Origin of the sequence: Paenibacillus silagei (assembly GCF_017874735.1) — a bacterium.
In the GTDB taxonomy this organism is placed as follows: Bacteria; Bacillota; Bacilli; order Paenibacillales; family Paenibacillaceae; genus Paenibacillus_AQ; species Paenibacillus_AQ silagei.
Map to the genome: position 1 here is coordinate 22,217 of NZ_JAGGLV010000037.1, position 26,077 is coordinate 48,293.

The window sequence follows — 26,077 nt, forward strand, 5'->3', positions numbered from 1 at the left end:
GTTGGCTAAACGAGCAAATGAAGAGCACAAGTGCCCCTGAATCCCGGGAAAGTTGGCTAAACGAGCAAATGAAGAGCACAAATGCCCCTGAATCCCAGGAATGTTGGCTAAACGAGCAAATGAGGAGCACAAATGCCCCTGAATCCCGGGAAAGTTGGCTAAACGAGCAAATGAGGAGCACAAATGCCCCTGAATCCCGGGAAAGTTGGCTAAACGAGCAAATGAGGAGCACTAGTGCCTAGTACTTAACTAACTAGCTTCTGCCGCCGCGAACTTGTGCGGGCAGCCCTTGGCACAAGAGTCTTGAATCCAGGTCTTGAATCCAGGTCTTGAATTCCATTGTCTTGGAACTCTTGTTCTCTCCAGCCGCTAGGTCAGCGGCGACGCCTTGGAACAAGCGGCACTTAAGAGTCTTTGAGCCTTTGAATTTTTCTCCGCCGCAACAGTAGGCGGCAACCAGGGATTCAATTGTCGTGAAGGCAGGCTGCCGGCAACCAGGATTCAACTGCTGCCGCGCATGCATAGCGGCGGCCCGGCTCCCCTTGCCGCTACAACAAGCGGCAATATCGGATCTTTAGCCGGGAGCTTCGCCAGCGGGCGAAGCGGATATAAAATCACAAGCCTGTTATGAAATGGAGCGGAGAGGAATTTTGGAGCTGTAGGAGCGTTAGCGTCCGCCTTTGTCTCCGGATGTTATCTGCTGCAAGCAATATAATCAACAACATCTGGAGACAACAGCGGCCGTAAGCCCAAAATTCCTTGCAGCGACCCTCATAACAGGCGGGATTTTAACTCACAGCTCCGCAACAAGAAATACCCAATAACAATACGATATGGAGGGTTCACTATGAAACTAGTACTTCTATCAGGCGGCTCCGGCAAGCGGCTCTGGCCGTTGTCCAATGATTCACGCTCCAAGCAATTTCTGAAGGTACTGGCAAGCCCGGCAGGTGAACCGGAATCAATGGTACAACGGGTATGGAGACAGCTGGAGGAGAACGGCATGGCCGGGTCCTCGTATCTGGCGACCGGGCGCAGCCAGGTGGAGATGATTCAGAGCCAGCTCGGCAGCGAGGTGCCGATCATTGTGGAGCCGGAGCGGCGGGATACCTTCCCGGCTATTGCGCTGACGGCGGCCTACCTGTATTCCATCGCGGGGGTGTCCCCAAGCGAGACCGTGGCGATTCTGCCGGTGGACCCATACGTGGAATCCTCCTTTTTCGAAACGGTGCTGCAACTGGAGAACACCATGCTGGTGAGCGGGGCGAACCTGGCGCTGATGGGCGTAGTTCCCGAGCATGCTTCGGAGAAATACGGCTACATTATTCCAACGGGCGCAGATGCGGGAGCGAATGGTTACCTGCAGGTGAGCCACTTCCAGGAGAAGCCGGACCGTGTGCAGGCCGAGGAGCTGATCGGCAAAGGGGCGCTCTGGAACTGCGGAGTGTTCGCCTTCCGTCTGGGTTACCTGCTGGATATCCTGCAGCGCAAAGGGCTGCCGCTCAATTACGAGGAGCTGCAGAAGCAGTATAAGCTGCTGTCCTCGATTAGCTTCGATTACGAAGTGGTGGAAAAAGAAGAGAACATCGTCGTACAGCCTTACGCCGGATTCTGGAAAGATCTGGGCACCTGGAATACGCTGACCGAGGAAATGACCAGTAACCATGTCGGCAAAGGCTTTATCACCGCTGACTCCGAAGGCACCTGCCTCATTAACGAGCTGGATATTCCAATCACGGTAATCGGGGCGAAGGATCTGATTATCGCCGCCAGCCCGGACGGCATTCTGGTGACGCACAAGGCCGAGAGTCCGCGGATCAAGGAAGTGCTGAAGACTTTTGAACAAAGACCGATGTACGAAGAGCGCCGCTGGGGCCACTACAAGGTGATCGATTATGTGAAATATGATGAGGGCAACGAGGTGCTGACCAAGCGGATTTTCATCAATGAGGGCAAAAATATCAGCTACCAGCTGCATCACAAACGCAGTGAAATCTGGACCTTCGTCAGCGGGGAAGCCAGCATTGTCATCAATGAGAAGATGCATAAGGTGAAGGCGGGAGATGTGGTGCGGATACCGGAAGGGACCAAGCATGCCATTCTTGCTCTTACCGATGTGGAGTTCATTGAGGTGCAGACAGGGTCTGAGCTGGTAGAGGAGGACAATATCCGTATTACTCTGGACTGGGAGGATATCGCTCTACATCAGTTCATTTCGTAGGTCTAACTTATCTATTTAACCAATTGTTACAATTTTAAATCAGGCATTTAGAACTATTTTTCAGACAAAATTTGTTTTTACTCTACATTAAATTTGCATATCGACGATACTTACGGTAAGAGGGATTGATCCTTCCAAAACGACAATGGCAAACCTAATCGAAAGATAGGGACGCAAAGCTATAGGGCCTTCGCAAGAGTGGCAGCCTGGCTACCGAAAGGAAGAGAATATTGTGAAAACTTACCGTAAGTCTCGTTTGCTCTGCGCTGTGCTGTCGCTGGCCGTGGTATTGTCTGCTGTACCCGTGGGACTGGGAATCGCCCCGTCCACTGTCAAGGCTGCTTCCTCTACAGGAGCACCAGTGAATCCTAATGCTTCAGCCGAGGCGGTCAAGCTGCTGAACAGTCTCTATGAGATCTCCGGGAACGGAATCATTACAGGGCAGCATGACTATTTCGAAAGTCCGGATGAGCTGAGCAACAAGCTGAAGGGAACAAGCGGACAATACGCCGCACTGCATGGGTATGAGCTTGGAGCAATCGGTGGACAGAGCGAGAGCGGAGTAGCTGCACAACGCAAAAATATCGTCTGGAGTGCAACGAACTGGTCCAGAGCGGGCGGCATTGTCGCCATGACCTTCCACCAGAGTCTGCCGGGCACCAAGTACGAATGGTCCAATGTGCAGAAGCCAATTACTCAGGCGCAATTTAACAAATACGTAACCCCCGGCACGCCAGAGTATAATGCGCTGATCACCGATCTGGATAAAGTAGCTGTCTCCCTGAAAAGCCTGCGGGACGCTAAGGTTCCGATTCTGTGGAGACCTTACCATGAAATGAACGGCGGCTGGTTCTGGTGGGGCAAGAAAGACAACTTCACTGCACTATGGAATATTATGTATGACCGGTTCGTGAACGTTCATCAGTTAAATAATCTGATTTGGGTATGGAACCCGAATGCGCCGAATGCCAACTCTGATCCCTATGCACGGACCTATCCGGGCGCGGCCAGAGTGGATGTACTGGCAGCAGATATATATAATAACGACTACTCGAATAAATATCATGATGATCTGACCAGCCTGGCTGGCGGCAAACCTATCGGCATCGGCGAGAACGGCGAAATGCCGAACATCTCGAAGCTGAAGCTGACCCAGCAGAATTATGTGTTCATGATGAACTGGGGCAAGATGCTCTATGAGAATAACAGCACGGCTACGATCAAGAATTTCATGAATGACAGCTACACACTGACCCGTGACCAATATAAGGCCTGGTCTGCTCCGGCGGCGGCTCCTAAGCCAACGGCAACGCCAACGCCTACCGCAACGCCGACTGCAACACCAACACCGACTGCAACACCGACTGCAACACCGACTGTAACACCAACGCCGACTGCAACACCAACCGTTGCGCCGATTCCGAAGCCGGTCCCAACCTCCGGTGATACGGACAGTAAGCCTGCCCAGAATGGCTTGCTTGGAGAATACTTCAAGAACATGACGCTCTCGGGAACGCCGGTTATGGTGCGTAACGATGATGTCATCAGCTTCAATTGGCGCCAGGGTACTCCTAATGCTGCACTCGGTGTAGACTACTTCTCGATCCGCTGGACCGGCCAGATTAAGCCGGCTTACAGCGAGACCTATCAGTTCTATACTACATCGGATGATGGTATCCGCCTGTGGGTGAACGGCACAGCAGTCATTGACAGCTGGGTCAAGCAGAGCGGAACTGCCCGCACAGGAAGCATAGCCTTGACTGCCGGGCAACTGTACGATATTAAGGTAGAGTATTATGAGAATGCAGGCGATGCGAATGTCCATCTGATGTGGCAGAGCCCCAGCCAGGTGAAGGGAACCGTACCTGCAAGTGCGCTTTTCTCCAGAGCAGGCAACACATCCATACCTGCTCCGGCTGCAACAGCAGTACCGACAACGGTACCAGCAGCGACAGTAGCACCAGCACAGACAGCAACGCCGGCACCAGTAACGACACCAATGCCAACACCAGCACCAACACTGACGCCAGTACCGACACCAACGCCAACACCGGTGCCTACGCCGACAGCGGTTCCCGTTCCTTCTCCTACAGCAACACCGGCGGATCTGCCGGTAGAAGTTCCTGCTGCCAATGGACTGTACGCGGAATACTTCAATAATATGACTCTATCGGGCGAACCCGCTGTAGTGCGTACCGATGCTGTGCTTGATTTCAACTGGCGCCAAGGCACGCCGGATGCCGCTATCGGCATAGACTTCTTCTCTGTCCGCTGGAGCGGGAAGATGAGGCCACTCTACACGGAGACTTATCAGATCTATACCACTTCCGATGACGGTATCCGCGTACGGGTGAACGGTGAGCTTGTGATTGACAGCTGGGTGAAGCAGAGCGGCACCGAACGCATGGGCAGCATCAGCCTGACCGCAGGCGAGCTGTATGATATTCAGGTAGAGTATTATGAGAATCAAGGGGATGCAAAAGCGCGGCTGATGTGGCAGAGTCCAAGCCAGGCCAAAGGAACCATTCCGGCAAGCGCGTTGTTCCTCCCGTCCGCTTCGTAAGCTCATAAGGTCCGCAGCTGTGTTCAACATTGGCGCTGTTACTGGTTAAGACGTTACAATTATAAATCCTGTAAGCCACTCTTAATGGCCCTGCTTACCAGCAGGGCTACTAAGCTATAGAAAGGCAGACAATCCGGCAGGCGTAACCTCCGGGGCCCTGCCGGAGAGTGTGGCTGAAGAAAGGAGATTACATTGAACACTTACCGTAAGTACAGGCTATATACAACTATTTTTCCTCTAATCCTTATCCTTTCATTGCTTCCATGGGGGGAAGGGCGCAGTCTGCCCGCAGCCGCCAAGGTTACAGCACCTGCCGCCCCCGCTCCCATACAGCCCATTAATCCTTCTGCCTCCAAGGAGGCTTCCGCACTGTTAAGCTATCTCAGTAATCTCAGCGGCAAGGGGATGATATCCGGCCAGCATGATTACCTGGAGAGCCCCGATGAATTTAATAATAAGCTCCGCACCACAACCGGCCGCTATGCCGTTCTGCATGGCTATGAGCTGGGAGCCATAGGCAACCAGTCCAAGGAGACCATTGCCAAGCAGCGTCAGGCTGTCGTGGACAGCGCCATCCGTTGGCATGAGGGCGGCGGTATTGTCGCCATGACCTTCCATCAGAATCTGCCGGGAACCGCGCCGGTATGGACCAATGTACAGAAGCCGCTGAGCCAGAGTCAATTCAAGCTGTATGTCACTCCCGGAACGCCGCAGTACAAAGCCCTGGTAGCTGAGCTGGATGAAGTGGCCAAGTATCTGGGTGAGCTGCGCGATGCCGGAGTTCCGGTGTTATGGCGGCCCTATCATGAGATGAACGGCGGCTGGTTCTGGTGGGGGCAGAAGGATGACTTCGCGAAGCTCTGGGACCTGGTCTATGACCGCATGGTGAATACGCATAAGCTGAATAATCTGCTGTGGGTATGGAATCCGAATGCTCCCAACAAGTCGTCTGAGCCGTATGCCGCCTATTTTCCCGGCATCGCCAAGGTGGATATTCTGGCCGCCGACATTTATGACAATGATTTCAAGCAGTCTTATTATGACAGCCTCCTGAAGCTGGCCGATGGCAAACCGATCGGAATCGGGGAGAGCGGAGAGCTTCCAGACCCTGTCATCATGTCTCAAAAACAAAGCAAATGGGTATATACGATGACATGGGGCAAGATGCTGGTTGAGAATAACCCGACTGTGAAAATTCAAAGCTTCATGAACCATAAATACACGGTATCGCGGGAGGATTACAAGCTCGCGGCGGGTGCCAAAACGCATGCGGCGGCTGTAAGCTCAAGGAACGGCCTGAGAGGCCAGTATTATGGCAATATGGACCTGTCCGGCACACCGCTGCTTACCCGTAACGACAGCACCCTTCAATTCAACTGGCATGGCAATTCACCGGCTCCCGGCCTTCCCAAGGATTCATTCTCGGTACGCTGGACCGGGACCCTTAAGCCTCTCTACAGTGAAAAGTATACGTTCACCGCTTCTTCGGATGACGGCATCCGCGTATGGATCGGCGGCAAGCTCCTGATCGACAGCTGGAAGAACCAGAGCAGTGCGAGCAAGGAGGGCAGCATCACGCTCTCTGCGGGTACCCCCTACGCCATCAAGGTGGAGTATTACGAGAACCGCGGGGATGCCAGCGTCAGTCTGATGTGGAGGAGCCAGAGCCAGAAGCAGATGATTATTCCCCAGAGTGCGCTGACGCTTCCTTAAGGAAGCCGCGCGGAAGACGAAGTGTGACGTTAGCCCGGTACAGCACAGAATTCCGGAAGAAAGCGAGGACAAGGGAATGAGGACTAGAGTTCAAAAGAAACCCAGTAAATATCTCCACCGACTACTAAAATTTGCAGCACTGATCATCTTGATTCTGTTGTCCGTCTCTGTCTTCGGAGATTACGGGACGAAGGACGGTGAAGATGATGTGGATCTGTCTTCATTGTCGGCGGCCAAGGATGCCGGTCCTGAGATGCCGGAAGGAACTGTTCTATGGAAGCTTGGCAAGCATGACGGCTCTGCCGGTGAGTTCAAGGCGGCAGGGTCAAGCGGGGTGAAGAAGACACTCAGCATAGCTTCAACCACTGCCAGGTCGGCAGAGCTGAAGTCACTGCCCTCCGGCCTGCACGGGGAGACCAACCCGGAGCTGCGGATTCAGTATGAGCTGGATAAGATCCCGGAGCACGGGGTCTTATTTCGCGTGAGCATTATCGATGCTTACAAATCCGTTCCCCAGATGAGCGTGTTCTCCAACCGTCAGCTCTCAGGCATCATTCAGATCGCCGGGATTGCCGGAACAGGCAGCAAATACGACTTCCGCAAAACCTATGAGCTGTACATTCCCAAAGAGCAGCTCATCAGCGGCACCAACGAGCTGACGCTGCGGACGGCCAGAGGAATCTATTCCTCAGAGGCTGAGGATAAGTACAACTGGTGGACATGGGATAATCTCAGTCTGGAGGCGCTGAAGTCTCCGATTAAGGAGCCGATTCACGGCAGCTATACGCTGACGGGGACGGTGGTGAATAACAAGCAGTTTTATTTTGACGAGGGGGCGGTTACCCATCTGCCCTATATTATGAAGTGGCTGGGTGTAGCCTATAGCGGCAATATCATGCGGACCAGCTGTGCCAGCGATGTAGGCCGCTCGTGTGAGAATATGGAGGAGTACTACAAGGTCCTGAAGGATTACAATATGCAGGCTGTAGCGCTCTATCTGTACACAGGCGATATCAAGCTGAAAGCGGACGGAACGCTGCCAGAGGATGCGGAGAAGAAGCTGACGGATTATTTCCAGAAGTACAGCCCGTACTTCCAGTATTACGAGGTGGATAACGAACCGGGCCTGTTCAACCGTTCCAAAGCGGTCAATCTGGCCATAGCCGAGTGGCTGAACAGCAAGGGTAAGACGATCGCACCGCATCTGCAGACGGTTGCACCCGGATGGGCCTACTGGCCGGGCTACAGCGAAGACTCGTGCGGCAATCAGAAGGGTCCGGTGAAGCAGTGCGGAGACCCGGACGGCTGGGAACGCGATCCGAAGCAGCGCGATGAGCTTGAAGCGGTAACGGATCTGACGAATGGCCATTCTTATGGGGATTCCTATATTTTCGGACAGGGCGGGAGCTTCACGGAGAACCTGAAGACCTTCGGGGGCTCGGTAGACGGCCTTAGCAAAAAAATGCTCGCCACCGAGTTCGGCACCTCGGACTCCCATGTGGACGCGTATCAATATGGGGCCAAGGAGCGGACTTCAGCGGTGTTCGACCGGATTATGCGGGCACATATCGGCTATGCCGAGATGTTCGTGCAGCATGCCGCCTTTTTCAAGAATTTCAGCCTGTTCAAATACGGCTTCAATCTGGAGGATCATGATCCGGCGGCTACAGAGATCTACTACACCAAGGAAGGCGAAGAATCCCGCGTCAGTATCATGCGCAGGCTGGATCTGGCTTATGCTACACACGGCGCTCCGCTGACCTACCAGATCAGCAATAAGGAGGAGCTGAAGGATAAGCTGGTCTACGTAAGAGCAGTGGACACCTCCACGCTTGAGCCGCTGGCGGGCAGCAAGGCGACCTCCAACAAGGTGCTGGTGAACTTCGTCAATTTCGAGAAGACGGAGCAGACCGTTAAGGTCAAGGTCACTATGCCGAAGAAAACGGAGTACGAAGGAGAACGGTTCGGCAAGGGCGATACTTATGAGGAGGCCCGCAGCTATGTAACCGGCAGGGCTGCTTCGCCGGAGCTGGAATTCACGGAGACGCTGGCTCCGGGAGAAGGCGTGCAGTACATTCTGGAGCCTTCCTCTGAGGTGGCGGATATGGCGCCTCAGGGCTTGAAGGCGACTGCTGTCAAGGGATTATCGATGCATCTGAACTGGCTGGAAGCCCCCGGAGCAAGCTATGAAGTGCTCCGGGCGGACAGCCCGGACGAGAAGCTGAAGGTCATCGCTACAGCAGTGAAGGGAACCGAGTACAACGACAGCAAGCTGAAGGAAGGCACACTTTATACTTATGCTGTAAGAGTGTCCGGCTCTGGTGTGATGTCAGAGAAGACACAGATTACAGCAACCGGACTTGTCCCGCTGGACCGGGCAGGCTGGAAGGTGACGTCCAGTGTGAGTAAGGAGGCTTCCAATCCGGCAGGTGCCATTGACGGAGACCGGCGGACCCGCTGGGATACGGTCAAGCATCAGGCTTCGGGGGAGTACTTCCAGATTGATCTGGGCGCAGAACATACGGTAGAAGCTATAGATATGGATTACCCTTTATCGCCATATGACTATCCGCGCGGCTACACTGTCCACGTATCGGAGGATGCCAAGAGCTGGAGACAGGTCGCAGCGGGCAAAGGCCAGCTGGAGAAGACCAAGATTACGTTTGCCCCGGTCAAGACCCGGCATATCAAGATTACCCAGACAGGCTCCGGCGGCAACTACTGGTCCATTCAGGAGCTGCAGGTGTATTCAAGAGAATGAAGGACGGCATAATAACCTCCGTGGAATTCAGCCCACCGGGGTTTTTTTCTGTCTCAGAATCATACACATACTATAAAATACATGGGGCTAAGGCGGATACCCGGCTCCGGGGAAGGTGTGAACCGGTTCATGACTCATCTTGCAGATCAAATCATCCTGCTGCTGGCGGCTTTGCTGCTGATCGCCGTGCTCTCCACCAAATTCTCCACCCGTTTTGGCATGCCTGCTCTGGTCCTGTTTATTGCAGCCGGCATGGTACTCAGCCATTTCATTTATTTCAACAATGCTTCGCTCACGCAGATTGCCGGCATTTTTGCCCTGGTGGTGATTCTGTTTGAGGGCGGGATGCAGACGAGCATGAAGGATATTCGCCCGATTCTGAAGCCGGCGTTGTCGCTGGCTACACTCGGAGTGCTGCTGACTGCGGTGATCGTCGGTGTGTTTGCCAAATTTATACTTGGAGTGCCCTGGGCGGAGAGCTTCCTGTTCGGGGCCATTGTCGGTTCGACAGATGCAGCGGCGGTATTCTCCGTGCTGGGCGGCAAAAATATCGACAAACGGCTAACCTCGACGCTTGAAGCCGAATCCGGCAGCAATGATCCGATGGCTGTATTCCTTACCGTGTCGCTGATTGAATGGGTGCAGCACCCGGATACCGCAGTCTTGCGTCTGGTGCTGTCGTTCTTCTGGGAGATGGGGGTAGGGCTGCTGGTCGGGATCATCATCGGCAAGCTGGCGGTGTACCTGATTAACCGGATTAATCTGGACTCCACCGGATTGTATCCAGTCATGGCGGTCGGCTTCGCAGTTCTGACTTACGGGGTTTCGGCTATGGTACACAGCAGCGGATTGCTAGCTGTCTATGTCATGGGGCTGGTGCTGGGGAATTCCGAGCTGATGTACCACCGCACCATTATGAATTTCAGTCATGGCTTTGCCTGGATGATGCAGATTGCCATGTTCATTCTGCTCGGGATGCTGGTCTTCCCGCAGGAGCTGGCGGCTGTGGCCTGGCAGGGGCTGCTGCTGTCCGTGATTCTGATGGCCCTAGCAAGGCCGCTCGGCGTATTCCTCAGCCTGCTATTGTCCCGGTTCTCCTTCCGTGAAAAGACACTGATCTCCTGGGCCGGGCTCCGGGGAGCCGTCCCGATTGTCCTGGCGACCTACCCGCTGCTCGCGGGGCTGCCGCATGGCAGGCTGTTCTTCAATGTCGTATTCTTCGTTGTTCTGACCTCGGCAGTGATTCAGGGAACAACCATTTCACCCCTGGCCTCGCGGCTGAGGCTGGTGGGCCGGGAGCAGGCGTCCCAGCCATCCTTGATGGAGCTTGTCGCGCTAGGGAAGACTGATTCCGAATTCAATCATATCGGAATCGACCGGCAGATGGCGATATCCGGCATGCAGATAGCAGAGATCGGCCTGCCGGACGATATTCTGTTCACGGCCATTATACGGAACAAGACCATCGTGACGCCGCATGGCAGCACGGTGATTGAGCCCGGAGATACGGTATATGTGCTTAGCCCCAAGAGCAAGCGGGAGGAGATGCGTGCCATCTTCCGCAGCGGACTGGGACGGGCGGCAGAGACGGATATCCCTACGGTATAAGGGACATCCTACGGGAGGATGTGAGCTTCTCTTCCGGTTCGGGTGATTTATGTCAATCGATGTGCTTTTGCAGAATTGTGATTCAAATTATAGGATAGCTCCCGGAGGAGTGCTAGAATGTGCAGTACATCAAGGATGCGGGACATTAGATTGCAATACAGTAAAAAGTGTGTTAAATTGTATATAGATTTAGAACGAGTCTAAATACAATGTATTGTAGAATACACATTCCGGGAGGTTATTTAAATGAGTACACAAGTTAACAGCCACACTGCACTGCATGCTGTTCTGAACCGTCAGACCGCGAACTGGACGTTACTGGGAGTGAAGCTGCATCACTACCACTGGTATGTCAGCGGAACCCAATTCTTCACCCTGCATGAGAAATTCGAAGAGCTGTACAATGAAGCCGCGGGTTATGTGGATGAGCTGGCTGAGCGGCTGCTTGCCATCGGCGGACGTCCTGCTTCTACGATGGCAGAGTACCTGAAGCTCTCCAGCCTGAAGGAAGCTGCCGGCGGTGAGAGCGCCAAGGAAATGGTGGCACAGCTGGTTCAAGACTTCGCTGCCGTAGCTGAAGAGCTGAAGCAGGGCATTACTAGCGCAGAGGAGGCCAGCGACCAGCCTACCGCCGATCTGCTGATCGGAATCCGGACAAGTGTAGAGAAGACAGCCTGGATGCTGAACGCTTACCTAGCGTAATTCCGGCATAGGACATATAGAAGAGCGCCCGCGTTACACCTGCGGGCGCTCTTTACTTACTTAATAAATACACCGCCGAAGGGCAGGGCTTCCCGCAGGAAGCGTTTGATAATACCGTCTTCATTATTGTCGCGCTCAAAGCGTCTGCTCTGGCGTCCGGCCTGGAACAGCACAGGCCCGTGGCCGGTCATCTTCCAGTGATAGCTCATATGCTGGCTGGCGAGATGGTTGCCGTACACCGTCAGCTCAAGCTTGGCATTCTCGGGATAAGCGATAATACTGCCGGCATCGACATAGAGCGGATCGAAGGGATGCAGCTCGGCTTCGCAGACCGTGCCCTCCGTCAGAATGCCGATGCTGCCGCGGCCGGAAAATTTGACCTTGACGATATCCCGGGTAATCAGCATATTCTTCATGCTCAGCACTCTCGTCTGCATCGTGACGCCCTTGCTGTAGAAGAAGAGGTGCCTGAAGTCGTAGAGCAGATCGCTTTTGCTGTCGAGCTGGATGGTCTTGACCCGGTAGCCGGGCGGCAGCGCGGCTGTGAACCGGCAAGGGCCGGTCAGATCCGCCCGGATCAGCTTGCGCTTGCGGTACATGCCCTTCACATCCATGAACCGGTCGGCCCGTCCCGCCGAAGGGCCCTGGTAAGCAATAATCTGCTGCGGATGCAGCACATGGACCTCCTCGTTCTCCTGAACGGTAAAAGCAACCGCCTGTCCGCTGCCGCTGTCGCCTTCATCCTGAATGTCAATATTCATTCTTCATCCTCCTTAACGCAGCCGGTCGCTTCTTCTGGAGCGGTACCGCATCGTGAAGCGCAGCACACGGATCAGCAGGAAGTAGCCCAGCAGAAGAGCAATCCCGGAGATGACCGTCACCTTGATCCGGTTGAAGTAGTTCTCTCTCGCCGTGCGGTCATTCTTCAGTTCGTCCACGACCTGGCTGAGCTGGCGGTTCTGCTCCTGCAGGGCAGCATTCTGGGACTGATACGTCTGCATTTGCTGCAGGCTGTCCGTCAGCTGCTCCTTGGTCTGCCCCAGCTCGTCCACTGCTTCTCCGAGATCATCCTTCGTCTGCTGAAGCTCCTCGGCAGTCTTCCGGTAGCTCTCCTGCAGCTTGCTGACCTCGCCGGGCAGCTCCGAGAAGCTCTGGATTCCATTGTATATATCATTCAGATAATTGGCCTTAGCCTCGGGGGCAGGCCAAGTGAGAGTAAGGCCAAGCATAAGCAGGGAAGAACCCAGCAGCCTCAGCATCACTCCTGTTACCCGTTTTTTCATCAACTGATCACCACCTGTTAGAGCTAATTGTCTTCCTATTTTATCATAGCTGCTTGCTGTTTGAACAACCCGGGCGGCTGTAGGCATAATTACCCTTTGTATCTATGGAGAGAACCAAGAGGTAATACAGTGTCAAGGCAGGGATGGTTTCCATAATATTGAGTGTCGCTGCAAATTAACGTATACTGTGAACGGAAAGGGGCTGTATTCAATGAATAGATGGCTCAAAACACTGTTGTTCCTGGCGGGCTCCGCTCTGTTGACCCGGTTTATTCCGTTCTCCTCCTTATTCCGTAATCTGGATACCATGTTCCATGAATTCGGCCACGCGCTGATGACTCTGCTGCTCTCCGGCAATGTGCTGCGCATTGAGCTGTATTCTGATCACAGCGGTGTGACCTATTCGGCGATTGCTGCCGGAGGCAAGGCGATCCTGGTGTCGCTGGCGGGTTATCCTCTGGCTTCACTGTTCGCGTTGCTGCTCTTCTATTTCTATAGTAGAGATAAGCGGGAATGGGGGCTTGTTCTGACCAGCCTGGTCGCGCTGATTATGCTTGTGCTGTATGTACGGGGCGGCTTCGGAATGATCTGGCTGAGCGGCTTCATTCTGCTGAATGCTGCGATGCTGTTCCTCTGGCCGAAGGTCAGCAAGGTGTACTATCTGTTTCTTGCGTTCCTGACCCTGGAGGAGTCCGTGATGGGGACCTTATTCCTGGTCTATGCTTCCGTCGTGACACCTTCCCGGGCAGGGGATGCAGCGAATCTGGCCAGATTGACCATTTTACCGGCCCCTGTGTGGTCACTCCTGTTCTTCCTCTTCGCATTGCTGTGTGCAACCTGGGCCCTTGGGCTGTTCTTCCGGCATGAGAAGGCGGGCAGACGGGTCCGATTGATGTAATGCGTAAAACTTTGTTCGTCATATTTTGACAAAAGAATAGACTTTCATAAAGAGGCAATCACCTTTTGGGGTAGGTTGGCTCTTTTTTTGTCGATATTATAGGACCGAACATACATTCCATGACAAGGAGTTGTCCGCCAATATTGGTACATTAATAGAAGACCCAAATTAAGAAAGAGGTGGAAATATGCAAGCAAGTATTCAGACGTTGTTTACATGGAGCCAGGAGCGTATTTTGGCAGGCGGTGCCAAGAAAATAGTGCTGCTCGTGGAGTGGAAGGGAGCGCTACAAGGGGAGGATTCCCGCAAGAAGAGCCGCAAGGTGGTAGCCCGGGATATTGAGCTGCGTGTCTGGCTCGAAAGTCATGTCAAGGTAACAGGATGTTACGGCTGTAGTGCAGAAGAGGGAGAGGGGAGATCACTGCTCCTGAAGCTTGGCAAAATCCATTCCGGGCAGCGCAGGTACATCGCCCTGGAATTCATGATGGCGGGTATGCCTGCAGGCATACATGAAGCCCTCTGGCTGCAATGGCAATACAAGCAGCCTACGGTGGAACGTATCCGCGAGCTGCCGCTCAAGAAGCTGGGAATTGAATATTCCCATCATACCGGCTTGCTGGGGGCAGGCTCCTGCTTCCATGTGGAGAAGCATCTGGCGCTGCTGCAGACAGAGGCGCTAATCGCGGAAGCCCAGGAGGCCCGGATGAAGAACAAGCCTGAGGTACCCGCAGATATTCTTCGCAGGCAGGCCGATCAACTACTCCTGATGGCTGCCCGCTCCGGGGATATGCAGCTGCTCAGAGAAGCGGAAGCGCTGTATAAAAGACTGGAGGCAGAGCATCTGCCGCTCAGCAGGATAGGAATGAGATAATTGCTGGGAAGCTGCGTAGATAGAATAGGAATTACCCATACATAGGGCTCAAATATAGAATCACACCGGGCGGAGCAGATAAAGAAATGCGTAATATCTAAATGTGGTAACATAGTAAAATAGTTCTATTATATTTTCTTATCTCGGTTATTACATCCTTGGTTATAGATATATATAACTAGTTTATTTAAAAATAATGGGTCTATTTTACCATAAGTCAAGGAGAACTGAATATGACAGACCGATTGATCCGGCTGATGCGCATCATTACGCTAGTTCAAGCCAAACCGGGAATTCTGGCCCGTGAGCTGGCGGAACGATGCGGCAACAGCGAGAGAACGATTTATCGGGATATGGATGCGCTCAGTGCCATGCATATCCCCATTACTCATATGGGACATGGCAAGGGGTATGCTTTTATCGGTAATTTCGCGCTGTACCCCTTGGATTGGTCAGAAGAGGAAGAAGAGGCTTTTTCTCAGTTGCGCAGTATTATGGCGGAGATCAAACCTTTGCTGCCCCCGGGCTTTGAAGACGCATACGAGAAAGTGATGGCGGCAGATTATAAGCAAAAGGCAGAAAGGGAAGAAACAATGGAGCGTACGAAAAAGGAAGCCGGACCAAACTGGACGGAAAATAGCAGATCTCAGGGAGACCAGCCCCTCTTTCTGACCGACATTCTGGATGCCGTAATGAAGCAGAGAAGCATACAGGCTGACTATAGTGAGAATGCCTACGAAGAAAAAGGTATCCGGATTGATCCCTATTGCCTGGTCCCGCTAGAGAATCGTTTTCACCTGATTGGTTTCTGTCACCGCTTCGGGATCATCCGCACCTTTCATATTAACGGCTTCTCCAGTGTCAATCCGCTGGACAGGTGGTTCTCCAAAGACCAGTTCGATCTGCAGTCCTTCATGGAGCAGAAGTGGTCCCTGGAACAGGACAGCCTGCAGGTTGAATTCAGAGTCAAATTCTCGCAGCGGATGATGGAACGGCTGAAGCAGGAGGAGATGTTTGTTAAGCCGAGCAGGGTGGACCGCCAGAACCGCAGCCTGCATTTCAAGGTCGCTGTGGAGCAGGATATCGGCTTCGTTCATTGGATTATGAAATACAAGGAAGAGGCTGAGATTATGGAGCCGCTATATTACCGGGATGTGCTGAAGCAACAACTGGAGAAGTGGCTGTCGCTGTACAAATAACTGCAGGTATATTTTCCTCACACTTTTATGCTCTGATATATTCATATAAAATTCATAGGGTTAGTTATATGTACAAATTTTCCTTGCCTAGATAGGACATCCATAGTAAAGTTATACATTAAATAACAGTAATATGTATTTAAAGTTAATTAGATTACTTATTATGTTAGGTATTGGTTAATATATCTAACTTTTTAAATAGTTTTCCTGAGCAGGCATTTGACCTTCGTTCAATTTTTAACAGAAAAGAGGGAGAGACTTGATCCAGCCGATTCTAAGCATTGAAAACCTGCATACCCACTTTTTAACGGACCGCGGTGAGGTTCCGGCAGTGGATGGTGTCGATCTCTACATTAATCCGGGCGAAGTTCTGGGTGTCGTAGGAGAATCCGGCTGCGGTAAAAGTGTCACCTCCCTGTCTATCCTGAAGCTGGTCCCAAGCCCCCCAGGGAGAATTGTTGACGGACGCATCCTGCTGAAGGGCCGCGATATTGTTCCGCTGAAGGAGAAGGATATGCGTAAGATCCGGGGGGATTCGGTCTCGATGATCTTTCAGGAGCCGATGACCTCGCTGAATCCCTTATTCACGGTTGGACAGCAGATTATGGAGACGGTACGGCTACACCGTGGTCGCTCCAGGAAGGAGGCCCGGGAGCATGCTGTCGGTATGCTGCGCAAGGTTGGAATTCCCCGGCCGGAAGCGATCATCGACGAGTACCCGCATCAGCTATCAGGAGGCATGCGCCAGCGTGTCATGATTGCCATGTCGATCTCCTGCAGCCCGGAGCTGCTGATTGCCGATGAGCCGACAACCGCGCTTGATGTAACCATTCAGGCTCAGATTCTGGAGCTGATCCGCCAGCTGAATGAGGAGCAGGGCACTGCCGTTATGCTGATTACCCATGATCTTGGCGTAGTAGCCGAGATGTGCCACCGTGTGGCTGTGATGTATGCCGGCAAGGTGGTGGAGGAAGGCAGTGTACATGATATTTTCAAAAATCCGCTGCATCCGTATACGAGAGGACTGATTGCCTCCGTCCCCCGGATGGATGAAGCTAAGGAACGTCTCTACTCCATTCCGGGCAATGTGCCGATTCTCAGCACAGAGATGCAGGGCTGCCGGTTCGCACCGCGCTGCCCGGAGGTCATGGAGCTGTGCATGCAGAGCCTTCCGGCGCTGACACGGCAAGAGGAGCAGCATAGCTGCAGATGCTGGCTGTTTGACAGGGAACAGGAGGATGCGGTATGAGTGAGAGCCTGCTTGAGGTCAAGGGACTCCGGAAGTATTATCCGCTGAACAAGGGCTTCTTCAGCCGGGAACGCGGCAGTGTGAAGGCTGTGGATGATATCTCCTTTGCTGTGAGCAAGGGGGAGACCTTCGGTCTGGTAGGGGAGAGCGGCTGCGGCAAATCGACTACCGGCCGCGCGCTGCTCCGGCTGATTGAGCCGACAGCGGGCGAGATCTGGTTCGAAGGGCAGGAGCTTACGAAGCTGTCTGCGGAAGATATGCGGCGGCAGCGCCGGGAGATGCAGATTGTCTTCCAGGACCCGTTCTCCTCCCTGGACCCGCGTTATACTGTGCAGCGTATTCTCGAAGAGCCGATGATTGTACACGCTACTTGCGATGCCAGGCAGCGCAAGGCAGAGGTGGAGCGGCTGGCGGATGTAGTCGGATTGTCCAGGGCCCATCTGCAGCGTTACCCTCACCAATTCTCCGGCGGACAACGCCAACGGATCGGCATTGCCAGAGCACTGGCACTCCATCCGAAGCTGATTATTGCGGATGAGCCTGTCTCTGCGCTGGATGTATCGATCCAGTCCCAGGTTATTAACCTGATGCAGGATTTGCAGCGGGAATTCGGCTTAACTTACATATTTATCGCCCATGATCTCAGTGTGGTGAAGCATATCTGCGACCGGGTAGCGGTAATGTACCTGGGGCGGATTGTCGAAATTACGGACAAGCATAAGCTTTATGCCCGGCCGCAGCATCCTTATACGCAGGCTCTGCTGTCTGCGGTTCCTGAACCTGATCCCGATATCCGTAAGGAGCGGATCATTCTGCAGGGGGAGGTACCGAGTCCGGCGAATGCGCCAGTCGGATGTGCATTTAACACGCGTTGTCCGCGCGTGATGGAGCAGTGCCGGGTGATCAGGCCTCCGCTGATGGAGACAGAATCCGGACACTTCACAGCCTGCCATCTCTATGATGGAGAAGCCAATACACCGCTTGCCTGATTTGCTTGCATCTTAGAGCCATATACAGAAGAACCTTGGTTTATAGCTGTGCTACCTGCACGGCTCTATATAAACACTTTGATATTTCAATGAAAGAAGGGAGCTTTCTGGAGATGAACAAATGGGGTAATCTCGCATTGGTACTGATGCTTGGCGCGGGGCTCGCGCTCAGCGGCTGCGGCGGAGGGAACAACACAGGCAACATGGGAAATACCGGAGGGAATACGGCGGCGACGAACGCTCCGGCAAGCTCACCTGAGACCTCCGGGACAGCGCAGGATACCCTGATCCTGGGGCGCGGGGGTGACTCGGCTTCCCTGGACCCGGCGATTGTGACGGACGGGGAGTCGCTGAAGATTGCGCATCAGGTCTTCGATTCGCTGCTCGAGTATAAGCCGGGTACCTCTGAAGTCCAGGCCTCACTTGCCGACAGCTGGGAAGTAACGCCGGACGGGCTGAGCTACACCTTCAAGCTGCATCCTGGCGTGAAGTTTCATGACGGAACCGATTTCAACGCCGAGGCAGTCGTGTTCAATTTCCAGCGCTGGAGTGATCCGGCCAGTGAATACAAATTCGAAGGTGATTCTTTCGATTACTATGACTCCATGTTCGGTCCGGACGGGGCGCGGGTGATCAAGGAAGTGAAGGCGGTGGATGAGTCGACGGTTCAATTTGTACTAAACCAGCCGCAGGCGCCGTTCCTGCAGAATATCGCCATGACCACCTTCGGGATTGCCAGTCCTGCTGCGGTCAAGGAGAAAAAGGAGAATTTCAAGAATGAGCCGGTAGGGACAGGCCCGTTCGTGTTCAAGGAGTGGAAGCGCAATGATTCCATCACACTGGATAAGAATACCGCCTACTGGAAGGAAGGGCTTCCCAAGCTGAACAAGGTCATCGTGCGCTCGATTCCGGACAACTCAGCCCGCTTCACCGCGCTGCAAAACGGGGAAATCGATCTGATGGAAGATCTCAGCCCGGATGACTTGTCCACGCTGGAGAGCAACAGTGCTCTGACCAAGATTGAGCGTCCGCCGTTCAATGTGGCGTACCTCGGCTTCAACTTCAAGAAGAAGCCGTTCGACAATGTGAAGGTAAGGCAGGCGCTCAGCCATGCAGTCAACAAGCAGGAGATTATCGATGCATTCTTCGCCGGCCAGGCCCAGGCTGCGGTGAATCCTATGCCGCCTTCCCTGTGGGGCTATAACGACAGTGTAAAGGATTATGAGTATGATCTGGACAAAGCCAAAGCGTTGCTGGCCGAAGCGGGTTATCCTGACGGACTGCCTGATCCGGTGACACTGTACGCGATGCCTGTATCCCGTCCTTATATGCCTGACGGCAAGAAGGTAGCCGAAGCGATTCAAGCAGAATGGGAGAAGATCGGGGTCAAGACCGTTATTGAGTCCCCGGAATGGGCGACTTATCTCGATGACACCAAGGCCGGGGAGAAGGACGATATCTTCATGCTAGGCTGGACCGGCGACAACGGCGACCCGGACAACTTCCTGTACACCCTGCTGGACAAGGATGCTATTCCCGGCAATAACCGTGCCTTTTATGTGAACGAAGAATTGCATACGCTTCTGACCGGCGCCCAGAAGGAGACAGACCAGGGCAAACGCACCGAGCTGTACAAGCAGGCTCAGGAGATTATCAAAGCCGATGCGCCATGGATTCCGCTGGTTCATACCACACCGCTGCTGGCCGGCAAGGCCAATCTGAAGGGCTTCGTTCCCGGACCGACAGGGACAGAGTATTACAGTGAGATTTATTTTGAATAAATACACCTTTGGAAGGTGAACGGAATTGAACTCTTACCTCATAAAACGTGTGATGGTGCTGTTCCCCGTGCTGATCGGCATGACCCTGATCGTCTTCTCCATTATCCATGCCATTCCGGGTGATCCGGCCGAGACGATTCTCGGCCAGAAGGCGACCGAGCAATCCAAGCAGGCGCTGCGTAACCAGCTTGGCCTCGACAAGTCCTGGCTGCAGCAATATTTTAATTACATGGGTGATTTGGCCCGGGGGGACCTCGGGACTTCGATCCGCACCAAAACGCCGATTGCCAAAGAAATCGTACCGTATCTGGCCGCTACGCTGGAGCTGACGGCTGCCAGCATGCTGTTCGCAACCTTCGTCGGAGTGAACGCCGGTATCCTCAGCGCCTGGAGACAGAACTCCTGGTTTGACTATACGGCGATGATCATCGCGCTCATTGGGGTATCGATGCCGATCTTCTGGCTGGGGCTGATGGAGCAGCTGCTCTTCGCGCTGAAGCTGCACTGGCTGCCGTCCATCGGCAGGATGGACCAGCGCAATCCGGTGGAGACGATAACCAACCTGTACGTGCTGGATACGATTCTGGCCGGACGGTGGGACCAGCTGTGGACGGTCATTAAGCATCTCATTCTGCCGAGTATTGCACTTGGCACGATTCCGATGGCGATCATTGCCCGGATGACCCGCTCCAGTATGCTGGAGGTGATGAATTCCGATTATATCCGTACAGCCAAGGCCAAGGGTATGTCGCAGTTCCTCGTGGTCTATAAGCATGCGCTGAAGAATGCACTGATTCCGGTGCTGACAGTAATCGGTCTGCAGACGGGGGCGCTGCTCGGAGGGGCGGTGCTGACCGAGACGATTTTCGCCTGGCCCGGGGTAGGGCGTTATATCTTCGAAGCGATCAGCTCGCGGGATTATCCGGTGATCCAGACCGGGATTCTGATTATTGCCTTTATCTTTGTGGTCATCAATCTGCTGGTGGATCTGCTGTATGCCGCTATCGATCCGCGCATCAATTACAAGTGAGGGGGAGCAGCTAATGGGACAGGCAGCACTACAGGCTCCACCTCCTAAGGCTCCGGCGGATCAAGCCTCCGGCCCCTGGCGCGATGCATGGAAGGCCTTCCGCAAGAACAAGACGGCCATGGCCGGGCTTGGCATTATCCTGTTCTTTGTACTGATTGCGCTGCTCGCGCCATGGATTGCCCCGTATGATTTCAAGGCCCAGCAGCTGGTGAACCGCCTGAAGCCGCCGTCGGCAGAGCATTGGTTCGGTACGGATGATCTGGGGCGGGATCTGTTCACCCGGGTAATCTATGGGGCGCGGATTTCACTCTGGGTGGGATTCTTTTCCGTAATCGGCTCGATCATTGTCGGCACTGCGCTGGGCATCCTCGCCGGATACTACGGCAAATGGATGGATATGATCATCTCCCGTCTGTTTGACATTTTGCTGGCTTTCCCGAGTATTCTGCTGGCCATCGCTATTGTAGCTATTCTGGGACCTTCCTTGCAGAATGCGCTCTACGCGATTGCCATCGTCAACATTCCGACCTATGGCCGGCTGGTCCGGGCCAAGGTGCTGAGCCTGAAGTCCGAGGAGTACATTACGGCGGCCAGGGCCATCGGGATGAAGAACGGGAGGATTCTGTTCAGCCACATCCTGCCGAACAGCCTGACGCCGATCATTGTTCAAGGCACTCTTGGCGTCGCGACAGCCATCATTGAAGCCGCTGCCCTGGGCTTCCTTGGACTGGGCGCTCAGCCGCCGGACCCGGAATGGGGCAAGATGCTCTCCGATTCCCGCCAGTTTATCCAGAAGGCCCCCTGGACCGTGGTGTTCCCGGGCCTGTCTATCATGCTGACGGTCCTCGGCTTCAACCTGATGGGCGACGGCCTGCGGGATGTGCTGGACCCGCGGATGAAGAATTAAATCTGAATAGAAGGTATTAGCAAGGGCTGTTCCAAGCCATATTAATGGCTGCTTGGGGCAGCTCTTGTTTTGATGGAAGGTGGTTTCCTGTGTTAGTTGCAGAATGTACACTTAAAAGCAGCCAAAAGGCATAGTTTCATCTTCTAACTGTATTCTGTACAACTAAATCTGCCCAATTAGCTGATAAACGGGAGAAGGCTGCCTTTTAAATGTACGAAATACAACTAAACGTGAGAAGGGTTAGGAATCGGGCATTTTAGTTGTACGAATTGCAATTAAGCCAACCCCGTCCTGTCCTCGGGTCAGGGCTAAACCTTAGTTCAGAATTAGCCCAACGTGGTTCCCAAATGGGAGATTCGTTTCTCAGCGTTCTGTGAACCGAAGCCCTACTTTTCCCAAAAATAACTTTGTGAATTTTCGAACAATATCTGAAACGCTTCGTAATGTAGGTTGAAAGGGTGGGCGGAGAACAGATGATGACCGACAAACAGCTCGTTGAAGGATGCAAGTCCGGTCAACAAGAGCATCTTGAGTTTCTCATTGTCAGGTATAGGGATGATTTATACCGGTTCTGCCGCCATCTTACCTTGAACCGGCAGGATGCGGAGGATTTGTTCCAGGAGGTATGGGTACGTGTGCTCCGCAAGCTGGAGAAGTATGATGCAGAGCGTCCCTTTAAGCCTTGGCTGTTCCAGGTGGCCTTCAACATGTACCGTGACCGCTACCGGAAGTGGAAAAGCGTGTATGTCCTTTGGACCTGGTTGTCCTCGGATGCGGAGCTTATACATATTAGAGACCCGGCTCCACTGGCAGAAGAGGATCTGCTGCGGCATGAGGAGCACCGGCTCCTGGAGGAATGCCTGCGGAGTCTGCCCAAACGTTACCTTGCCCCTCTCGTACTGTATTACTATGAGGAGTTCAGCTATGAGGGCATAGCGGAGGTGCTGGGAGTTCCCCTCGGAACTGTCAAATCCCGATTGAATCATGGCAAGAAGCTGCTGCACAAGCTAATGAAGGAGATGAACTAAATGAAGGAGTCCGGAGACGAAGACCGGCTGCTGACGGAATATGTCAATCTGCCGCTCACGCCATCACCAGAGCTTGTCTCTAATACGATTCGGCGGATTCACGGGCGCAGAAGAATGGTAATCCTTTCCGGGTTAATGGTCCTGCAATGGCTGGTATTCCTGGTGCTGGGATTGTATTTCCTGGCCGGTCCGGCTGCCATGCAATGGAAGATCAGCATGGGGCTGCTGTTCATCCTTTCTCCAATGGTCGCCGGAACATTGCTGTTGTACAGTACTATGGGAGGCGGGAGAGGGTCTTATGAAAGCTCACTTAACCGTTGAGAAATTTGTTTTTTGGGCGCTTACAGCAACCATCCTGGTAAGCTGTATTGTGCTGGGGTACGCTATAAGCCCCTATATGGGCGAGTTTATGGAGGAGAATCTGACCTGGCTCATCGTGATAAGCCTGTTGGCCCTGCTGTTCCTGGGGCTGAATGTGCTAATCGCGGTATTCATTTATAAAGATGCCTCGCGGCGGCGGATGAATGCCTGGCTGTGGGTGACTGCGGTCATCTATATCCCTAATTTCATCGGTCTGATCCTGTATCTCCTGGCAAGGAAACAGCATCACATTCACATAGCATCTAATGCAGGCAATGAGGGTATCCGTTGTCCGCACTGCGGCCATCTAATCTAAACCGGGGGAGTGTTAGGGATATGAAGAATAAATGGATGAAAATGGGTATTTTTATCATCATGGCGTCGGTGCTGCTGACTTCCTGTGACAAGAAAATAATGTACGTCGGGTCCAGTACGAAGAGCAAAATAAGCGGCTCCTACAAGCTTTTTACGGGCACAGAGGAGAAGAAGCTGAGCATGAAAAGCGGCGAAACGATCAGCATCGATTACAAATCCAAGGTGGAAAAGGGTCGGCTGTCCATGAAGTTATACGGGCCGGATAATGAGGTGCTTACTGAACTGGCAACCAATGAATCAGGTACCGAGAAGGTGGAAGCCGGGAAGGACGGGAAATACAGGATTGAAATCAAGGGGCAAGATGCCAAGGGAAGCTTCAAGGTTGCTTTCAAGGTCGAATAACTGGAACTATATAGATTGAACTAAAAAATTTAAGTTAAAGGAAAAGTGGCGGAGGGGAATTTTGGAACTGGAGGAGCGGTAGCGACCGCCTTTGTCTACGGATTTCAACCGTTAAAAAAGGTATAAAATCATGAAATCTGTAGACAACAGCGGCCGGAAGTCCAAAACTTCTCTGGAGTCACGGCTAATTCCAAAACATAAAAACATTAGTTCAATTTATATAGCGAGAAGATTATTGCAGATAGCCTTAGAACAGGCCTCTTCCCTATACATAGGGCGGGGGTTTTTTGTTGTATGGATTAGGGGAGTCCCTATTTTGTTAGGATTTATATGTTTTGGGGTCCCCGCAAAGTACCTGAGTCATCATCGAAGCTAAAGCTGCACTTTGTGGGGGTGTTTTGATACTAATTATAACTAAACATATACAAACATAATCAAATGCATTGTATAATTCGATTTAACTTGCTAGAATATGATCAAAATAAAGAATAGAGATTGGGAGGTATGGAGTGTGCTGAAGAAGTGGTTAGCGGGATTGTTGGTGCTGCTTATGGTGGCGGGCGTGTCGGCGGGTTCAGCAGGAGATGTTGAGGCGGCAGTGAAGAAGACGGAGATTATTGTCTCCGCAGCAGCGAGTCTGCAGGATAGTCTGGACAAGATTGCTGTGCAGTATGAGAAGCAGCATCCTGAGATTAAGCTGGTGTTCAATTATGGCGCCTCAGGTACGCTGCAGAAGCAGATTGAGCAGGGAGCACCGGCCGACTTGTTCTTCTCGGCAGGCGATAAGCAGATGAACGCGCTGGTGGATAAAGGGTTGATTGCAGACCACAAGGCGCTGCTGAAGAATCAATTGGTCGCCGTTGTGCCTTCCGATTCGAACACGAAGCTTACAACCATTACTGACCTTACCGCTCCAGCCTTCAAAAAGGTAGCCGTAGGCCAGCCGGAATCGGTACCAGCCGGACAATACGCTCAGCAGTCCTTGACCGCGAAGAAGGTATGGGATACGCTGCAAAGCAAGCTGGTCTTCGCTAAGGATGTCCGTCAGGTGCTGTCTTATGTGGAGACAGGCAATGCAGATGCCGGGTTCGTCTACAAGACGGACGCGTTAACCTCGAATAAGGTGAAGATCGCCCTGACGGTGGGCGGCCATGTACACAAGGCGATTAACTATCCGGTGGGCATTGTTAAGGATTCGAAGCATCAGGCGGAGGCCAAAGCGTTCTACAGCTATGTGCAGACTGCTGCCGCAAGCTCGGTCTTTACTGGCTACGGGTTTCAATTGGCGAAATAAGTAACTTCTATTAGATAGGGTGAAAAGAGATGGAGATCAATTGGACCGACTTTTTCGCCCCGGTCTGGCTGTCCATCAAGATTGCGGTATTAACCAGTATGATCGTGTTCCTGCTGGCCACACTGGCTGCCCGGAAGATGGCGGGACGCCGGTTCTTCGGACACAGTCTGGTCGAAACGGTCCTGCTGCTGCCGCTGGTGCTGCCGCCAACCGTGGTCGGCTTCGTCCTGCTGGTGATCCTCGGACGGCGGAGCTGGATCGGCAGGCTGTATGAACAGTTCACGGAGCAAACGATTCTGTTCACCTGGGGGGCGGCAGTCATTGCCGCTGTTGTGGTTGCTTTTCCGCTGGTATACCGCACGGTCAAGGCAGGCTTCGAAGGGGTAGAGAAGGACCTTGAGGATGCAGCGAGGGCGCAGGGAGCCAGCGAGCTTCAGGTGCTGCGCTATGTGACCCTGCCGCTGGCCGGGCGTTCACTGGCTGCCGGTTATGTCCTCGGCTTCGCCCGCGGGCTGGGCGAGTTCGGGGCAACGATTATGGTGGCGGGCAATATTCCGGGACGCACCCAGACCGTGCCTACCGCGATCTATGTAGCGGTGGATGGCGGCAATATGACGCTGGCCTGGATGTGGGTCGGCTCGATCATTGTCATCTCCGCACTTATGCTGATGTTCGTGAACCGCCGTACCTGACGGCTTAGCTTAACAAGGGTAACCCCCGTCCTCACCGGAATTTCCGGTGAAGGCGGGGGCTTTTTGCGGTAAACCGGCTGTAGAGCAATTGGCTGGTGTGTGTGGTGAGCAGGCCGAATGTAATCGAAAAACCGACCACATTCGGCGTTGCGCGGGCGCGTGGAGCAAATGTAATCGAAAAACCGACCATAATGTGCGTTGCGGAGGCACG

23 protein-coding genes and 1 riboswitch are annotated in these 26,077 nt (G+C 53.4%); of the genes, 20 read left to right on the forward strand and 3 right to left on the reverse strand.

Annotated elements, in window-relative coordinates:
• Window positions 1-847 precede the first annotated feature (847 nt).
• The 6 genes from J2Z70_RS31360 (at window position 848) to J2Z70_RS31385 (ending at window position 11,568) form a co-directional block, all read left to right on the forward strand.
• The gene (locus tag J2Z70_RS31360; protein ID WP_209879425.1) at window positions 848-2,221 is read left to right on the forward strand and encodes a sugar phosphate nucleotidyltransferase; all 1,374 of its coding nucleotides are present in this window, start codon (window positions 848-850) and stop codon (window positions 2,219-2,221) included.
• A gap of 137 nt (window positions 2,222-2,358) precedes the next feature.
• Window positions 2,359-2,439: riboswitch (cyclic di-GMP riboswitch) on the forward strand.
• A gap of 14 nt (window positions 2,440-2,453) precedes the next feature.
• A complete protein-coding gene (locus tag J2Z70_RS31365) occupies window positions 2,454-4,784 on the forward strand; it encodes a PA14 domain-containing protein (RefSeq protein ID WP_342593073.1) in 2,331 nt (776 codons plus the stop codon).
• Window positions 4,785-4,976: 192 nt separating this feature from the next.
• Entirely contained in the window at window positions 4,977-6,497 is a 1,521-nt protein-coding gene (locus J2Z70_RS31370) for a glycosyl hydrolase (protein WP_209879428.1), read from the forward strand.
• A gap of 76 nt (window positions 6,498-6,573) precedes the next feature.
• Entirely contained in the window at window positions 6,574-9,258 is a 2,685-nt protein-coding gene (locus J2Z70_RS31375; protein WP_209879431.1) for a discoidin domain-containing protein, read from the forward strand.
• 129 nt (window positions 9,259-9,387) lie between these two features.
• On the forward strand, window positions 9,388-10,866 hold the full coding sequence (locus J2Z70_RS31380) for a potassium/proton antiporter (RefSeq protein ID WP_209879434.1): 1,479 nt from the start codon (window positions 9,388-9,390) through the stop codon (window positions 10,864-10,866).
• 246 nt (window positions 10,867-11,112) lie between these two features.
• The gene (locus J2Z70_RS31385; protein WP_209879437.1) at window positions 11,113-11,568 is read left to right on the forward strand and encodes a Dps family protein; all 456 of its coding nucleotides are present in this window, start codon (window positions 11,113-11,115) and stop codon (window positions 11,566-11,568) included.
• Between the two features lie 56 nt (window positions 11,569-11,624).
• Here the strand turns inward: J2Z70_RS31385 and J2Z70_RS31390 are convergent, their stop codons facing one another.
• Window positions 11,625-12,329 (reverse strand): AIM24 family protein, encoded by a 705-nt coding sequence (locus J2Z70_RS31390; protein WP_036723116.1) that lies wholly within the window; start codon window positions 12,327-12,329, stop codon window positions 11,625-11,627.
• 12 nt (window positions 12,330-12,341) lie between these two features.
• Entirely contained in the window at window positions 12,342-12,851 is a 510-nt protein-coding gene (locus tag J2Z70_RS31395; protein ID WP_209879440.1) for a hypothetical protein, read from the reverse strand.
• Between the two features lie 211 nt (window positions 12,852-13,062).
• On the opposite strand from J2Z70_RS31395, the gene J2Z70_RS31400 reads away from it, so the two are divergent.
• From J2Z70_RS31400 to modB, 14 genes are all read left to right on the forward strand, one after another.
• A complete protein-coding gene (locus J2Z70_RS31400; protein WP_209879442.1) occupies window positions 13,063-13,749 on the forward strand; it encodes a M50 family metallopeptidase in 687 nt (228 codons plus the stop codon).
• Window positions 13,750-13,936: 187 nt separating this feature from the next.
• Complete coding sequence (locus J2Z70_RS31405; protein WP_036723121.1) at window positions 13,937-14,620, forward strand: hypothetical protein; 684 nt, start codon at window positions 13,937-13,939, stop codon at window positions 14,618-14,620.
• A gap of 233 nt (window positions 14,621-14,853) precedes the next feature.
• Window positions 14,854-15,819, forward strand: coding sequence for a helix-turn-helix transcriptional regulator (locus J2Z70_RS31410; RefSeq protein ID WP_036723123.1), 966 nt, complete (start codon window positions 14,854-14,856; stop codon window positions 15,817-15,819).
• 259 nt (window positions 15,820-16,078) lie between these two features.
• Window positions 16,079-17,068 (forward strand): ABC transporter ATP-binding protein, encoded by a 990-nt coding sequence (locus J2Z70_RS31415; protein ID WP_245368668.1) that lies wholly within the window; start codon window positions 16,079-16,081, stop codon window positions 17,066-17,068.
• On the forward strand, window positions 17,065-18,057 hold the full coding sequence (locus J2Z70_RS31420; protein WP_209879445.1) for an ABC transporter ATP-binding protein: 993 nt from the start codon (window positions 17,065-17,067) through the stop codon (window positions 18,055-18,057). The genes J2Z70_RS31415 and J2Z70_RS31420 overlap by 4 nt, the downstream gene beginning before the upstream one ends.
• Before the next feature lie 113 nt (window positions 18,058-18,170).
• Window positions 18,171-19,838 carry an ABC transporter substrate-binding protein gene (locus tag J2Z70_RS31425; protein ID WP_209879448.1) on the forward strand — a complete coding sequence of 556 codons (1,668 nt, stop codon included), beginning with the start codon at window positions 18,171-18,173 and terminating at the stop codon, window positions 19,836-19,838.
• A 25-nt stretch (window positions 19,839-19,863) separates the two neighbouring features.
• Window positions 19,864-20,868: an ABC transporter permease gene (locus J2Z70_RS31430; protein ID WP_209879451.1), complete on the forward strand. Its 1,005-nt coding sequence runs from the start codon at window positions 19,864-19,866 to the stop codon at window positions 20,866-20,868.
• Between the two features lie 13 nt (window positions 20,869-20,881).
• Window positions 20,882-21,775: a nickel transporter permease gene (gene nikC, locus J2Z70_RS31435; protein ID WP_036723130.1), complete on the forward strand. Its 894-nt coding sequence runs from the start codon at window positions 20,882-20,884 to the stop codon at window positions 21,773-21,775.
• 473 nt (window positions 21,776-22,248) lie between these two features.
• The gene (locus J2Z70_RS31440; protein WP_209879454.1) at window positions 22,249-22,803 is read left to right on the forward strand and encodes an RNA polymerase sigma factor; all 555 of its coding nucleotides are present in this window, start codon (window positions 22,249-22,251) and stop codon (window positions 22,801-22,803) included.
• A complete protein-coding gene (locus tag J2Z70_RS31445; protein ID WP_209879457.1) occupies window positions 22,804-23,124 on the forward strand; it encodes a hypothetical protein in 321 nt (106 codons plus the stop codon).
• Window positions 23,102-23,479, forward strand: coding sequence for a PLDc N-terminal domain-containing protein (locus J2Z70_RS31450; RefSeq protein ID WP_209879460.1), 378 nt, complete (start codon window positions 23,102-23,104; stop codon window positions 23,477-23,479). Before J2Z70_RS31445 ends, J2Z70_RS31450 begins: the two co-directional genes overlap by 23 nt.
• Before the next feature lie 20 nt (window positions 23,480-23,499).
• A complete protein-coding gene (locus tag J2Z70_RS31455) occupies window positions 23,500-23,880 on the forward strand; it encodes a hypothetical protein (protein ID WP_209879463.1) in 381 nt (126 codons plus the stop codon).
• A 550-nt stretch (window positions 23,881-24,430) separates the two neighbouring features.
• Window positions 24,431-25,174 carry a molybdate ABC transporter substrate-binding protein gene (gene modA, locus J2Z70_RS31460; protein WP_245368677.1) on the forward strand — a complete coding sequence of 248 codons (744 nt, stop codon included), beginning with the start codon at window positions 24,431-24,433 and terminating at the stop codon, window positions 25,172-25,174.
• Between the two features lie 29 nt (window positions 25,175-25,203).
• The gene (gene modB, locus J2Z70_RS31465) at window positions 25,204-25,866 is read left to right on the forward strand and encodes a molybdate ABC transporter permease subunit (protein WP_036723137.1); all 663 of its coding nucleotides are present in this window, start codon (window positions 25,204-25,206) and stop codon (window positions 25,864-25,866) included.
• A 31-nt stretch (window positions 25,867-25,897) separates the two neighbouring features.
• Here the strand turns inward: modB and J2Z70_RS31470 are convergent.
• Window positions 25,898-26,077, reverse strand: a 180-nt coding sequence (locus tag J2Z70_RS31470) for a hypothetical protein (protein ID WP_209879469.1), incomplete at its 5' end; no start/stop codon positions are given.

Coding starts and splice junctions, on each gene's coding strand:
- J2Z70_RS31360 (WP_209879425.1), top strand. CDS start 848: ATGAAACTAGTACTTCTATCAGGCGGCTCCGGCAAGCGGCTCTGGCCG.
- J2Z70_RS31375 (WP_209879431.1), top strand. CDS start 6,574: ATGAGGACTAGAGTTCAAAAGAAACCCAGTAAATATCTCCACCGACTA.
- J2Z70_RS31380 (WP_209879434.1), top strand. CDS start 9,388: ATGACTCATCTTGCAGATCAAATCATCCTGCTGCTGGCGGCTTTGCTG.
- J2Z70_RS31385 (WP_209879437.1), top strand. CDS start 11,113: ATGAGTACACAAGTTAACAGCCACACTGCACTGCATGCTGTTCTGAAC.
- J2Z70_RS31390 (WP_036723116.1), bottom strand. CDS start 12,329: ATGAATATTGACATTCAGGATGAAGGCGACAGCGGCAGCGGACAGGCG.
- J2Z70_RS31395 (WP_209879440.1), bottom strand. CDS start 12,851: ATGAAAAAACGGGTAACAGGAGTGATGCTGAGGCTGCTGGGTTCTTCC.
- J2Z70_RS31400 (WP_209879442.1), top strand. CDS start 13,063: ATGAATAGATGGCTCAAAACACTGTTGTTCCTGGCGGGCTCCGCTCTG.
- J2Z70_RS31405 (WP_036723121.1), top strand. CDS start 13,937: ATGCAAGCAAGTATTCAGACGTTGTTTACATGGAGCCAGGAGCGTATT.
- J2Z70_RS31410 (WP_036723123.1), top strand. CDS start 14,854: ATGACAGACCGATTGATCCGGCTGATGCGCATCATTACGCTAGTTCAA.
- J2Z70_RS31420 (WP_209879445.1), top strand. CDS start 17,065: ATGAGTGAGAGCCTGCTTGAGGTCAAGGGACTCCGGAAGTATTATCCG.
- J2Z70_RS31425 (WP_209879448.1), top strand. CDS start 18,171: ATGAACAAATGGGGTAATCTCGCATTGGTACTGATGCTTGGCGCGGGG.
- nikC (WP_036723130.1), top strand. CDS start 20,882: ATGGGACAGGCAGCACTACAGGCTCCACCTCCTAAGGCTCCGGCGGAT.
- J2Z70_RS31440 (WP_209879454.1), top strand. CDS start 22,249: ATGATGACCGACAAACAGCTCGTTGAAGGATGCAAGTCCGGTCAACAA.
- J2Z70_RS31445 (WP_209879457.1), top strand. CDS start 22,804: ATGAAGGAGTCCGGAGACGAAGACCGGCTGCTGACGGAATATGTCAAT.
- J2Z70_RS31450 (WP_209879460.1), top strand. CDS start 23,102: ATGAAAGCTCACTTAACCGTTGAGAAATTTGTTTTTTGGGCGCTTACA.
- J2Z70_RS31455 (WP_209879463.1), top strand. CDS start 23,500: ATGAAGAATAAATGGATGAAAATGGGTATTTTTATCATCATGGCGTCG.
- modA (WP_245368677.1), top strand. CDS start 24,431: ATGGTGGCGGGCGTGTCGGCGGGTTCAGCAGGAGATGTTGAGGCGGCA.
- modB (WP_036723137.1), top strand. CDS start 25,204: ATGGAGATCAATTGGACCGACTTTTTCGCCCCGGTCTGGCTGTCCATC.